The 13,958-nt window shown below is 29.4% G+C and carries 13 protein-coding genes; 12 read left to right on the top strand and 1 reads right to left on the bottom strand.

Features of this window, described 5'->3' with window-relative positions:
* Positions 1 to 43 precede the first annotated feature (43 nt).
* From M0M44_RS03565 to M0M44_RS03540, 6 genes are all read left to right on the top strand, one after another.
* Entirely contained in the window at positions 44 to 379 is a 336-nt protein-coding gene (locus M0M44_RS03565) for a helix-turn-helix domain-containing protein (RefSeq protein ID WP_008465248.1), read from the top strand.
* 93 nt (positions 380 to 472) lie between these two features.
* Positions 473 to 1,705 carry a primase-helicase family protein gene (locus M0M44_RS03560; RefSeq protein ID WP_248728533.1) on the top strand — a complete coding sequence of 411 codons (1,233 nt, stop codon included), beginning with the start codon at positions 473 to 475 and terminating at the stop codon, positions 1,703 to 1,705.
* A gap of 270 nt (positions 1,706 to 1,975) precedes the next feature.
* A complete protein-coding gene (locus M0M44_RS03555) occupies positions 1,976 to 2,908 on the top strand; it encodes a toprim domain-containing protein (RefSeq protein ID WP_248728532.1) in 933 nt (310 codons plus the stop codon).
* Positions 2,909 to 3,031: 123 nt separating this feature from the next.
* Positions 3,032 to 3,412: a plasmid mobilization protein gene (locus M0M44_RS03550; protein WP_248728531.1), complete on the top strand. Its 381-nt coding sequence runs from the start codon at positions 3,032 to 3,034 to the stop codon at positions 3,410 to 3,412.
* Positions 3,409 to 4,425 carry a relaxase/mobilization nuclease domain-containing protein gene (locus M0M44_RS03545; RefSeq protein ID WP_248728530.1) on the top strand — a complete coding sequence of 339 codons (1,017 nt, stop codon included), beginning with the start codon at positions 3,409 to 3,411 and terminating at the stop codon, positions 4,423 to 4,425. Before M0M44_RS03550 ends, M0M44_RS03545 begins: the two co-directional genes overlap by 4 nt.
* Before the next feature lie 18 nt (positions 4,426 to 4,443).
* Positions 4,444 to 5,013, top strand: coding sequence for a hypothetical protein (locus tag M0M44_RS03540; RefSeq protein WP_248728529.1), 570 nt, complete (start codon positions 4,444 to 4,446; stop codon positions 5,011 to 5,013).
* Between the two features lie 195 nt (positions 5,014 to 5,208).
* Here the strand turns inward: M0M44_RS03540 and M0M44_RS03535 are convergent, their stop codons facing one another.
* Positions 5,209 to 6,444, bottom strand: coding sequence for an aldo/keto reductase (locus M0M44_RS03535; RefSeq protein WP_248728528.1), 1,236 nt, complete (start codon positions 6,442 to 6,444; stop codon positions 5,209 to 5,211).
* A gap of 34 nt (positions 6,445 to 6,478) precedes the next feature.
* On the opposite strand from M0M44_RS03535, the gene M0M44_RS03530 reads away from it, so the two are divergent.
* The 6 genes from M0M44_RS03530 to M0M44_RS03505 are packed head-to-tail and all read left to right on the top strand — an operon-like array spanning position 6,479 to position 13,914.
* Positions 6,479 to 8,695, top strand: a complete 2,217-nt coding sequence (locus M0M44_RS03530) for a peptidase domain-containing ABC transporter (protein WP_248728527.1) — start codon at positions 6,479 to 6,481, stop codon at positions 8,693 to 8,695.
* A 4-nt stretch (positions 8,696 to 8,699) separates the two neighbouring features.
* On the top strand, positions 8,700 to 9,971 hold the full coding sequence (locus M0M44_RS03525) for an HlyD family secretion protein (RefSeq protein WP_248728526.1): 1,272 nt from the start codon (positions 8,700 to 8,702) through the stop codon (positions 9,969 to 9,971).
* A gap of 2 nt (positions 9,972 to 9,973) precedes the next feature.
* Positions 9,974 to 11,623 carry a hypothetical protein gene (locus M0M44_RS03520; RefSeq protein ID WP_248728525.1) on the top strand — a complete coding sequence of 550 codons (1,650 nt, stop codon included), beginning with the start codon at positions 9,974 to 9,976 and terminating at the stop codon, positions 11,621 to 11,623.
* Positions 11,620 to 12,417, top strand: a complete 798-nt coding sequence (locus tag M0M44_RS03515) for a tetratricopeptide repeat protein (protein ID WP_248728524.1) — start codon at positions 11,620 to 11,622, stop codon at positions 12,415 to 12,417. The genes M0M44_RS03520 and M0M44_RS03515 overlap by 4 nt, the downstream gene beginning before the upstream one ends.
* Positions 12,414 to 13,328: a DUF6734 family protein gene (locus M0M44_RS03510; RefSeq protein WP_248728523.1), complete on the top strand. Its 915-nt coding sequence runs from the start codon at positions 12,414 to 12,416 to the stop codon at positions 13,326 to 13,328. Before M0M44_RS03515 ends, M0M44_RS03510 begins: the two co-directional genes overlap by 4 nt.
* Complete coding sequence (locus M0M44_RS03505; protein ID WP_248728522.1) at positions 13,315 to 13,914, top strand: hypothetical protein; 600 nt, start codon at positions 13,315 to 13,317, stop codon at positions 13,912 to 13,914. The genes M0M44_RS03510 and M0M44_RS03505 overlap by 14 nt, the downstream gene beginning before the upstream one ends.
* Positions 13,915 to 13,958: the final 44 nt, after the last annotated feature.

The raw sequence follows: 13,958 nt of genomic DNA, 5'->3' as shown, positions 1-13,958 counted from the left end.
CCAAACCTCCGTAAACTTGTTTCATAATTTAAAAATTAGATACATGGATGCAAGTAATTTTACTTCCAAAATTGATCGATTGGAATTGATCGTAATGGAACTAGCAAAGAAACAAGATGCCTTTATTAAAAAGGCATTAATGAAACTATCTTTAAATAGTAAAGATGTTTATTCCTCTGAAGAAGCTGCCGAGTTTTTATCTATAGAGGTCAAATACATTTATCAGCTTACCCACCAACGAAAGATTAGATATTCCAAGAAAAAAGGTCAAAAGAAAATCTATTTTAGAAAAGCAGATCTTCTTGATTATTTAAACGGAGAGATCATTAGCACTACTGAAGATCTTGAGAACACAAATGCTACTTTTTGGAAAAAATAAAGCGTTCAACTTCCGTAAAATTAGCGCATAAAAATCTTTTATTTTTTAATCAAATTCTTATGACAAAATTGTAAGGATTATAATTTGAATCTTATGGACTTAGATATTCCTTATATCAGAGTAGGAACTTCCTATTTCAAAATTATTGATAAACCTTTAATATCTGGCGATAAAGTAAAAGTAATGGTTCGGTGGAATCGTGAAACAATCATTTCAGATCATGGAAAATCATTTTTGAATAGCATACTTAAATTAGATGGATTTTGCTGTATTCCTAATCATTTTGGTTACGAGCAAATTGTAGATGATTTCTATAATACCTATCATGAACTACCTAACCAACCCATCGTCAAGGATTTTCCGATAGATGAACTAGAAAAATTGATTCCTAATTCATTGCAATTTATTCAACATATTTTTGGCGATCAAGCGCAATTAGGCTTAGACTACATAAAACTTTTATATGAAAAACCTACGCAAACATTACCGATTCTTTGCTTAGTAAGCAAAGAACGATCGACAGGAAAAAGCTCCTTCATAAAGTGGCTGAAAGCAATTTTTGGAATGAATATGACTTACATAAAAGGAGATTCATTTGGCTCGCAGTTTAATTCTGATTGGGCGAGTATGCTTCTTGTGGCTATTGATGAAGTCTTTTTTGATAGAAAGGAGATTACAGAAAGATTAAAGTATCTTTCTACAACTGACAAAGATAAAATGGAAGCAAAAGGCAAGGATCGACAAGAAATCGAATTCTTTGCGAAATTTATTCTTTGTTCTAATAATGAAGATAATTTTATCCAAATAGACGAAGAAGAAATCCGTTTTTGGATTCGTAAAATTCGCACTATAAATACAGAGGATGTATTCTTTCTTAAAAAACTGAACAAAGAAATTCCGTATTTCTTAAAGTACCTCCAAATGAGAAATTATTTTTCTCAACAAAAAACGAGAATGTGGTTTAAACCGGAACAGATTATGACTGCCTCTTTGTTAAAACTTGTAAATCGAAATAAAGAAGAAATTCTGATGCTTGAATTGATTCATGAATGTTTTGAGAAAATGGAAGAGGATGAGTTGAAATTAGCTCCTAATGATCTTTTTATTCTACTGAGAAAGCAAAATAACAGAATGGATATTTCTGCTAATGAAATAAGAAATATTCTGAAACGATGGGGTTTTACACCCGAAGATAATACGAAGTCTTATTGTGGAATTGAATTATTGTCGCATGGTGAATATGTAAAAGTAGATCGAAGAGGACGTTTCTATACCATCAAAAAGATTTTGTTTTATAAAATATTTGATGCTTTGATGCAAGACTAAGATAAAGTGTTGTAATTGAGTCAAATATATCTGCATCAAACCTTGCATCAAGCTAATAAAGACTCTTTTTGATGCAAAACTGATGCAGGGGAAAAATAAAGTGATGCAATGATGCATCCATTGATTCAGAGTAATCTTACTATAATCAATGCATTAGACAGTATTTGCATCAAAGTTTCATGAAAAAGCAAAATAAAAATTCTTTTTTTTCAATAGCAAATGAACAGAATTTTGCAAATCAAATAGAAGATTTACTTAAAAAAAAAAATTATGGAAAAGTTCAATTGTAAAATTGCAAATCAAATTGATTTAGTCAATTATCTTGAAACATTGGGACATGAGCCATCACAAATAAAAAATCAGGATTATTGGTATCTATCGCCACTCCGAAATGAAAAGACACCCTCTTTTAAAGTGAATCAAAAATTAAATTTATGGTATGACCATGGATTAGGGAAGGGAGGAAATGTAGTTGATTTTGGGATCGAATATTTTAGATGTACAGTTTCTGAATTTTTACGGCTTTTAAATGGCAGTAGTACTTTCTCTGGGACAAGTTTATCACTTAAGAATGAGAATCGACAGTCTTCAAATCAAAGAATTGCAAATGAGAAGAAAGATAATCTCCTTGATAAAATTGTTATTGTTGATGTTCGCACATTAGAAAATAAATTCCTGATGGCTTATTTACACAACCGAAGCATTTCGCAAGAGATCGCAAGACAACATTGTAAAGAGGTTGATTTTTGGTTAAATAATCGAAAGCATACTGCTATTGGATTTCAGAATATTTCAGGAGGATATGAATTACGTAGTGAAAATTTTAAAGGCAGCAGTTCACCAAAAGATATCACTTTTATAGATTGCCAAACAAAAGCACTAGTCGTTTTTGAAGGCTTTTTTGACTACCTCTCTTATAAAATGATGAATGAAAAATCGGTTAACGTGCAAACAAATTTTTTGGTACTTAATTCACTATCCTTTTTTAACAAGTCACTACATTTAATGGAAAAACACGAGAGAGTCGATCTTTATTTAGACAGAGATACGGGAGGTATAAAATTTACTAACGAATGCCTGCAAAGAGATTCTGCAAAATATACTGACCAAAGTTTTTTATACCGACCAAAGAAAGATTTAAACGAATGGTTAAACCAGGAACAGCAAGTTAAACGAGGTCATAGTTTTAGGCGATCTATATGACGTCCCGGTGGTAGCCAGCTATGTTTTGGTAAAACCAAAACGCTGGCTCCCCTCATGCTATCGCATTCGTTGAGAGAGTTTTTTTTCATGTTGCCACATTCAAAAAATAAATGATAAGAGACGATGGAAGAACAGAATGAAACTAAAAAAAATAGAGGAGGTAGGCCGAAAAAGGCGGTAAAAAGAGACCAGCTTATGGCAATTAAATGTACACTCTACGAGCGTAAAATAATTGAATCTAAAGCTAAAAAAGTAAATCTTACCGTTTCCGAATACCTTCGTGAAATTGGACTCAAGGCAAAGATTGATTGCACAAATAAAGCTCTTCCAAAAGAAATTCTAAGCTTTACCGGAGTGCTCAACCACATGGCAGCCAACCTAAACCAGATAGCTAAAAAGAGAAATAGTAATGATGAATTAAGTCCGCTTGAAAGAGCGGAATTAAAAGTACAGTCGGAGAAGGTTAAAGATCTTGCTATCCAAATTAAAAAAATTTTGTCATGATAGGTCGTGTAAGCATAGGCAGCTCTTTTTATCATTGTATCAGCTACTGTTTGGAAGACAAAAGAGAATTGTCTGAGGAGAAAAAACTTGCACTTGCAATGCAAGACCTTCTGCAGCATAAAGGCCGAGCAGAAGTATTAGAATATAATAAGTGCTTCGGTAACAAATATGAGCTTACAGAGCAGTTTAAAGATGTCAGGAGATTAAGCAGGCGTGTTGAAAAACCAATGCTGCATCTGACCTTACGTTTAGCTCCGGAAGATAAATTGACCAGAGAACAATTGAGAGAAGTTGGAAGAAAATGTGCCAAGGAGTTTGGTATAGCAGACAATCAATACATCTGCGTACTGCATAAGGATACCAAAGAGCAGCATATTCATATAGCAGCCAATCGAGTAGGTTTTAATGGGAGGGTTGCCAATGATAGCAATAGCTACAAACGCATGGCTGAACTTTGTCGACGGCTTGAAAAGAAATACGGTCTTCAAAAAGTATTAAGTCCAAGAGCATTCCTTTCTCCTAAAGAAAGGTTGTTGCCTCGCCATGATAGTAGAAAAGAAAAGCTTAAAGAAGATATCCAACAGACATTAAAGTATACCAGTTCCTATTTAGCATTTGAAAGACATATGCGGGAGTTGGGTTATAAAGTTCTTAAGGGCAGGGGGATTTGTTTTATAGATGATAAAAAAGTAAAAATAAAAGGAAGCGAAGTTGGTTTTTCATTGATGAAAATTGAAAAGATATTAAATCAGAAACAACAGTATGCCATGAAAAATGCAGGTGAAGAAAAAAATTATGATAGAGATTGTCAGTCAATACCTAATTCTTTTACTGAAAAGCAAAACAAAGAAAAGCAAGGCTATAGTTTAGATAGACCAAGAGAAACAGTTGTTAAAGAGGTTTTAGGAGTTATAGGACAGTTAATGAATTCTGAATATGATCCGGATTATATCGATCCTGAATTACAGAAAATTTCTCAAAAGAAAAAGAAGAAACCAGCATTAAGGAGATGATGTTAAAAAATAAAAAATATGGAAACAAATTCAATTAAAGACAAAGGTCATATAGAAAGGGAGACATTACAATTAGTACTGGAGGAATTTACACTGGAACAGAAAACAAATAACCAGCATATTGAGGCTCTTATTACTGCAGTTAAAAACATAGAGAATAAAATCGATGCGTCTAAAAAGGAACATAATATAGAAAAAAATGTTTTAGAACAATTGGATATTAAGCAAATTGAGGCTATTCTACAAAAAGGTTTTCTAGACATAAAATATATGATTGGTAGGCAACCAAAAAGTATCGTTAGGAAATTTCAGATTTTGTTATTTCCAGAACAGGATGCAAAACTATTTTATAAAATTGTTTTTGGCAGGTGGTTTTTGTGGCTTTCGATTATGGTTGTAATAAGCAACCTTTACAAATGGGCAATACATTATAACGATAATAACAAAGAAATTGAAATCAAACAAATTCAAAATGATAGGATAAAAAAATCTTGGGAGTATATGTATAATAGTAGTGATAAAGAAACCAAAATGCTAATGGAAAAAGCATATATAAATTCTCTGAAAAATATAGCTAATGATGATTAGACAAATCTTTACATTTAAGAAAAAAAGGAAGTTTTTTGTAAAATTAAAGAATTGAAATTCAATATTTAATGATTACAGATGATGATTTCTAAGTTTATTTATTTCGCCTTAAGTAATTTTAATTTTACATTATTAGCTCCAATAAATAGAGTAGTTTTTACAATTTATTTTATAGCATATAAGAATTGTACATTGCTATTGTAAAATTTCTGTAATCTCATCGATGTATTTTTTATTCCGTAGCCCCATTAAGACATGATCAATTCCGTTTTTAAGATAAAAATTGCACGCTAAAACTGGAAACTCTCTTTTATCATTGGAATCTAAAATTCCTTTGTGAACTAATTCTTGCTGTAAACTTTCAAGCCTTTTATTGTTAAATTCTTTGGAAAAAAGTACCCAATAATTGCGCAATTCTCGTAACATATTTATTGTTTCATAATTGTTTAATTCAATCTGAGAAAGAAACGGTATTAGATAGTTATTTATGGCTTTATCAATTGCTTCAGAATTTGCAATAATTTTTCTATTGTCAATAAAAAATTTTATCGGTAAAAATACATCCAATGGAGAATTTTCTCCTAAAATTTTTAGTTTTTCTGTAATTTTTATTAAGAAAGAATTGAAAAGTTCTTCTTCCTTTTCATGTTCAATTAAACTTAAATCAGATTTATTATATACAAGCCTTAATACTTTTCCATCTAGGCTTGAATTAAGAGGTCTGTTAGACATTGTAATAATGTTTTTTTCTTTGGATAAGCTTATTAATGAATTTTTATTTATTAAAATGTTTGAAGCCTCTCTTTCTACAAGGTTATACGGAAATTGTAAAATTTTAAAAGAAGGATAATTATTTTTTGATTCAAGTATTTTATAAATATCAATTCCTTTAGAATTAATAGTAGCTATGTTATTGGAGCTAATTCCATAATATCTTAATTTACCTTCTGTCACCAAACTTTCTAAAAATTCAAAAATTTCAAGTATGTCATTATTAATGTCTTTCTGGTAATTATTTTCGATAGCAAAATAATGTTCTGGATTATGTATTAAAAAACAATCAATATAATCTGTGTTCAAATTTTTTAATGATTCGTAAAATTTAAATTTGATGAATTTTTTATCAAGTGAATAAAAAAAATGATTAGTAATTTTTATTAGTTTTTTAATATTTAGACCCTTTATTTTTTCTATATCATCACCTTGTATATACCCAGCTTTAGTTACAACAAAGACATTTTTTCTTTGAGAATCTTTAATGAAGTTTCCTATTAATTTTTCAGAATCTCCATTTTGATAGTTAGAAGCTGTGTCAATTAAATTTATACCTTTTTCTATTGCATAATTTAATGAATTTCTATGCTCTAAATCTTGAATAGACATTCTATAGGTGCCAATTCCAATTTTTGATAAATTTTTTAAGTTAACCATATTTTTGTATATATTTACTTCCAAAAATATTAAAATGTTTCTAATTAAAGAACGAAAATTCCCTTTTTATCGGCAATATGACAGAACCGATTGTGGTCCAACTTGTTTACGAATTCTGGCTAAATTTTATGGTAAGATTTATTCGTCTGATTATCTGAGAGATATATGCGGAATTACAACTGAAGGAGTGTCGGTGTTGGGAATAACAGATGCTGCTGAAATTCTTGGATTTAAAACTTTAGTTGCCACAGTTAATTTTGACACGCTTGAAAAGCAAGCACCTTTACCATGCATTGTACATTGGAGGCAGAGACATTTTGTTATAGTATATAAAATTAAGAATAACAAGGTATATGTATCCGATCCTGACCACGGCTTATTAATTTATGATAAAGAGAAATTTATAGAGGGTTGGCAAAATACTAGATATCTAAATAATTCAGACGAAGGTTTAATAATTTTGTTAGAAACTACTCCTGCGTTTTATGAGGGAAAAGAAGATGTAAAGAAAAAAGAAGGTTTCAAATCACTGATACCTTACATCAAACCTTACAGGAAATATATTATTCAACTTTTTATAGGTTTGTTTATAGGCAGTATAATTCAAATAATATTTCCATTTCTTACCCAAGCAATAATTGATAAAGGAGTAAATTACAAAAATATCAATTTTGTTGTTTTAGTCTTAATTGCGCAATTAACACTTTTTCTCTCACAGTCCGTAATTAGCATTATAAGAAGTTGGCTTTTATTATACATCGGTGCAAGGATAAATTTAACAATAGCTTCTGAATTCATTATTAAATTAATGAAACTTCCCGTATCATTTTTTGATTCTAAAATTACAGGAGATATACTTCAAAGGGTTCAGGACTCTGAAAGATTGGAAAGATTTCTTACAACTTCCCCAAATACCTTTTTCTCGATGCTCAACATGATTATTTTCATGATTATTTTGTTAGGATATAATGTTACAATTTTTTTGGTTTTTTTAACTGGAGCAATTTTATACGTAGCCTGGATTAATTTTTTCATGAGGAAAAGAGCTGAACTTGATTATAGGAGGTTCGATGAATCCGCTGGAAATTCTAGCAGTTTGATTCAAATAGTAAATGGAATAAGGGAAATTAAAATTAATGGGTCAGAGAAGAAAAGAAGATGGGGTTGGGAAGAAATGAGAATTAAACTCTATAAAATATCTATTGAGTCTTTAAAATTATCTCAAATTCAATCGATTGGTGCAAATTCAATAAACGAAGTGAAAAATATATTTATTTCTTTTGTTGCAGCTTATTCTGTTATAAAAGGTGATATGACTTTGGGAATGATGGTCGCAGTTCAATATATAATAGGACAGCTTAATGCTCCCTTAATGACTTTATTTCAATTTTTCATTGATGCTCAAGATGCTAAAATAAGTCTTCAGAGGATGAACGAAATAAATGATATAAAAGATGAATATTCAGATTCAGAATTCCATAATGAGGTGCCTATGAATCATGATATCTACTTAAAAAATATATATTTTCAATACGGCGGGAAAAAATCAAAAATGATCTTGGAAAATATCAATTTGCATATTCCTCAAGGTAAAACAACAGCTATAGTTGGAGAAAGTGGTAGCGGAAAGACCACTTTGTTAAAAGTATTGTTGAAATTGTATCCTCCAACGGAAGGAGATATAACTGTAGGTAGAATAAATCTTAAAAATATAGATACAAAGAAATGGAGAAGCTCATGTGGTGTAGTGATGCAGGATGGTTATATTTTTACAGATACGATAGCAAGAAACATTACAGAATCTAATGCTGAAGGGGTGATTAACAAAAATGATTTAATGAATTCTGTCAAAATGGCAAACCTCGAAGAAATGATAGAGTCTTTACCTTCTGGTTATAATACAAGAATAGGGCCTTCTGGAACAAGTGGTGTAAATTTGAGTGGTGGTCAAATGCAAAGAATGTTAATTGCTAGAGCAGTTTACAAAAATCCCAATTTTCTATTTTTTGACGAGGCAACAAGTGCTTTAGATGCAAATAATGAAAAAATAATAATGAATAATCTTAATACTTTTTTTGAAGGTAAAACTGCGCTGGTAATTGCTCATAGATTAAGCACTGTTAAAAATGCGGATAATATAATAGTCATGGAGAAAGGTAGGATAATAGAAGAAGGGAACCACCAAGAATTGGTTGAGAAACAGGGAGCCTATTTTAGACTGGTAAAAAATCAATTAGAGTTATCAAATTAAAAAAATGAAAAAGAAAATTGATTTATTAAGCGAGCAAAGCGAGTATTCAAAAGAGATATTGGAAAAAACGCCCTCTTGGATCATTTCATGGGGGAATTCCGTTTTTTTTATTATAATATTCATATTACTGTTATTGACATGGGTAATTAAATATCCCGATATTGTTGTTTCTGAAGTAGAAATTACATCGCAAAATCCTCCGATCAATATTGTTAGTAGAACTAGTGGAAAGCTAAAGGAATTATATTTTAGCGATGGTCAGTTTATTAAAAAAGGTCAGTGGATTGCTGTTATAGAAAACTCTGCAAACACAGAGGATATGAAGGAAATTGATTCGCTACTTAATCTTCCATTTGAAGAATTGATAGTGAAAATTCCCGAGAAATTAGAGCTTGGAGAAAGCCAATTATATTTTAATAATTTAATTAAGTTCATAAGTCAATATAAATTTTATAAAACCTATAATCCACAACTAGTCGGTATTAGTTCAAATAAAGAGAGAATTAATAAAGTAAATAACATTCAGTCAGATTATAATTATCAAAAAGAAATAGCTAAAAAAGAATATGAATTTAAAAAAGGGGATTATTTAAGATATTCGGAATTGTTTGAAAAGGGAGTGATTTCTAAAAGTGATTTTGAAAAAATGCAAATTGAGTTACTTCAGACAGAAAACAGGTATAAAAGTTTTAGTACGAATATATCTAATCTTGAAAGCGATAAGAGTTTAATTAAGAAAGATAATGCGGAGTTAATTTTAGAAAAGGAAAATCAAAATATTGATTATGTAACGAATATCAGTACTGCAGTTCAAGAATTAAAATCCCAAATTTTAAATTGGAAAAATAAATATTTATTTGAAGCGCCAGCTGATGGTAACATAAACTTTTTTGAGGTCTGGAAAATTAATCAGTTTGTAAAAAATGAACAAGTCCTCTTTACTTTAGTCCAGTCAGAAAAAGGAAGCTATTTTGCTCGAGGTAAAATGGCTACTGTTGGCTCCGGTAAAGTAAAGAAAGGTCAAAAAGTAATAATCAAATTAGCAAATTATCCATCCGAAGAATATGGTTATTTGCAAGGAAAAATTAATAAAATTACAACTGTAACAAATTCTAATTACTACTTTATAAACATTTCGTTAGACAATGGATTAATAACTAATCAGAATAAAAAAATTAAGCCAAACAATTTAGTAGGTCAAGCAGAAATAATAACAGCGGATTTAAAATTAATTGAGCGATTTGTATACATTTTGACTAAAGATTTAAAACAGTAATTATGGATTTTTTTTATGATGATTTTGATGCATGCCTGGATAAAACTATTGACTCACTCAAGCTTTTACTTTACAGAAGGCATAATGATATTTTTGAAAGATTAGATTTCGACAATCAAGAAATTTATCAGGACCCTCTTCTTTTTGCTTACGTAACTCAAAAGGATAATAAGTGGTTAGATTGCCTTATCTATGGTTATGAGAAAACTGCTAAGGAAAAAATAGCTGTATTTACAAATAAAGAGGGAATAATTTATATTTCTAAAATAGGGTATTTTAAAACCAATGTTTTGGAAAGTGAATTAATATTAGTAAATATAGAGGATAAATTCACGCTAATAGATAGTGACAATAATAAGATCAATTACGATTTCGAGCCAATTTTTTATTTGAAAGAACAAATTGAATTAGTAAAAACGATTCATCCACTTCAGGAATGTATGTTTGTAAATAATGAGGGGAAAATTGTAAATGTTGAAACAAACAATCTTTTTACCAAACATATTGATCATTTTAATAATGCTCTGGATATAATAAAAAAATATTATTTTGATTATTTTAAATTATTAAAAAAGAATGTGAAAAAAGTTATGATGTATTGTGGGGAGCCATATTCTTTTGCTTCCATTCAATGTCATAATATGATTTTTTTAAACGTCAATAATGAAGATGACGAAATATTTTTTTTGGATCACATTTTACACGAAGGCTCTCATGTTGTTTTTAATACTTTGACGTATGATACAAAATTAGATTTATTCACTATTCCATTTAAAAGCCCTATTTCAGATTTTACAAAAAATCCACAAGATCATGGAGAAGTCTACGGTCGATTCCATGGAATGTTCACGCAGTCAAATATTAATATTTGTTTTGAAAACTGTATAAAAAATAATGTCTTTAATGAAAGGCAACTTCATGAATTACTAGGACGATTTTCTAGCAACATGAAAAGGTTTAATGCCTCGGTTGAGAAATTCAGTTTGCCACATCTTTATAAGTCAGAAGGACTAAAATGGTATACTTTTTTTTCTTCAAGATGTGACGAATTGACAGAAAGAAACCGCAAGACAATTTATTCTTTAGATGTATCGAATCAGCCGTATGTTTTTTCTTATAAAGTATTTAATAAAACAAACTTAATGAAATTGAGCATTTTAATTTTTTTTCTGTTGTCATTGAACATTAATGCTCAAGAAATAAAAGAATCATATCCTCAACGGGTTGGTGATATTAATTTTGATCCTTTAATTGATGATCAAAGTTTTAAAATATGTGATGAAAAGCAAACAGCACAATATTATAATTTTTCTAAAGGATTTCAATATAAAGGAGAAAAATACGAAATTATTAAAATATTCAAAGAAAAATATCACCCCGGGATGATTGGAGATAAAGAAGGAGGAACAGGATATATAACAATACGGTTTTTAGTGAACTGCGAAGGGAAAACCGGTTTGTTTAGAGTTCAAGAAATGAACTTAAATTATTTGCCTGCAAAGTTTGATGAGAGTGTTAAAAGTCAATTATTAGAAATAACTAAATCTCTTGATGGCTGGTTAGTTGGAGAATATGATGGGAAAAATTTCGATTATTATCAGTACTTGACTTTTAAATTGGATAATTATAAACTCCTTGAAATTTTACCATGAGAATCTTAAAAGTAATTTTAATACTATTTCCGACCATAATTTTTTGCCAGCCAAATTGCAATGCATTTAAAGATTCCATTTGTAAAAAAGCGTGCGAAATTGCAGTAAATGCCGAACAGTATCAAGGCCATAAATTCTCTCAGATGGATTTTGATGAAGCAATTGAAATGTGTCCAAACCTTGATTATGCTTATAGAGAAAAGTCTGTTCCTTATTTAAAAAGGGGAGATTTTATTACGTGGAAAAAAATAATTGATAAAGCTGTTGATGTTAATCCTAGTGATAATTTAGGTTATAGAGGCTGGTGTAAGTATCAGTTTCTGCGAGATTACCAAGGAGCGTTGACAGACCTAGAAGCTCTTGAGAAAATTAACAAAGACAATATTGGATATTCACAGAACGGGGATTATCATTTGAAAATAGTTATTGCACTATGCTATAAATCACTTGGAAAAAAAGAGAAAGCGATTAATTTAATTAAAGAACAGTTGTCTGTTAAAGATTACACACCTCAAAATTATGATTATCTGCATTTAGGAATTCTGTATTATGAAACTGGTAATATTAAAGAAGCTATTAAAAGTTTAAAAAAAGAAATTACATTAAATGATTATTTAGCTGAGACATACTATTATTTAGCACTAGCCTACAAAAAAGAAAAAAAAACAAGCTTAAGTAAAGAGAATCTTCTAAAGGCTAAAGATTTTTACAACAAAGGGTTTAGTATGAAAGATAATTATACCAATCCGCTTGATAAAATATACCTTAAACAAATAGAAAATTTATTAAAATGAATAATTATAAAATAGTACAAAGCTTTTGGACTAAGCCTTTCTTGCACTCAATAGAAAAAAAGAAAGCAAAAGGCGGATCTTGGCTAAATAATGAAATGTTTTTAATTTCAAATTGCTTAAGTGTCTTGAAACTTAAAGAGTTTTATTCAAATGTTGAACTTGTAACAGATGATCTGGGCGCTAAAATTTTAATTGACGATTTAGAATTACCTTATGATAAAGTTAATACCAGTTTAAACGAGATTAATAATTATAGACCCGAGCTATGGGCAGTCGGTAAGATAAAAGCGTATGAAATTCAAGACGAACCTTTTTTACATATTGACAACGATATTTTTATATGGAAAGAATTTGAAAAAGACTTGCTATCTAAATCTTTAATTTGCCAGAACTTCGAGAATAATGTAGAATATTATGCATTAGTTACTGAGGAGATTGAAAAAAATAATTTCACGTTACCATTAGAGATGAAAAAATATGTAAAATCTAAAGCAACCTTAAATAATTTTGAAGGTATTAATGCTGGAATAATTGGAGGGTGCGACATTGATTTTTTTAAAATGTATACAAAAAAAGCTTTTGAGATTATTGATAAAAATTATGATAAATTAGATTTACTTCCTCACTTAACGCCATTTAATGTTTTTTTTGAGCAAGCGTTATTTTATAGTTTGTCAATAGAAAAAAACATGCCTATCGAGCCGTATATGTCAATGCCTATTAGTAAAAGCTTCGCTGAACTAGTAAAAATACACGATGTTCCAAGAACTAGTTATATACATCCTGTCTCAACATGGAAAAAATCATTAAACATGAACGAGTTTATATATATGACATTTAAAGAAAATTATCCTGAATATTACGAAAAAGTAAAAAGAACACTTAGAGATAACCATTATGAATTATTTTAAAGAAACGAAAGCAGTTTTAGAAAGAGATTACAAGATTGATGCGGAAAATTTTGACAGAACAGAATTATTGAAAGCTATATCGGAAATTAACGCTGAGGTTTTATTTACGAAGTTTGAAATGGATGATTATATATATAACTATCATTTAAATATCGATTACGATAATTTATATAAGAACAGGCTTAAAAATTATCTTACTATACAACAGCATAATAAAGAAAATAGAGTGCAAATTCTTGATTGTGAATTTAAAATTAATGATCAGGGCCTGCTTTTTTATATTGATACGGTAGATAAAAAAGTAATATATGATACTTTCCAGACTACTCATGATATGGATAAGTTGGTAGTATCTTATATTAGTTATTCATTTAAAAAAGAATGGGGATACTTTAATTTTATTTTAAGTAATTACGATTTGATATTGGTTGATTTGGTGAAAAATAAATCGAATTTTTATGGATATCAGTTACGAGATTCTTTAAAGGAAATAGTTCCTCATGAAAATGATGATGAAATTAATGATTTTACCATTGATTTATTGGTTAACTACACATTAAGAAGTAATGCATTAAATATTTGTTAATTAAAAAAATAAGTATTTACTTTATCAAATTATTAATTTAATAC

It is taken from the genome of Flavobacterium humidisoli, assembly GCF_023272795.1.
GTDB classification, from domain to species: domain Bacteria; phylum Bacteroidota; class Bacteroidia; order Flavobacteriales; family Flavobacteriaceae; genus Flavobacterium; species Flavobacterium humidisoli.
Note: the sequence above shows the minus strand (reverse complement) of the source record. Positions and strands in the feature narration are given on the sequence as shown.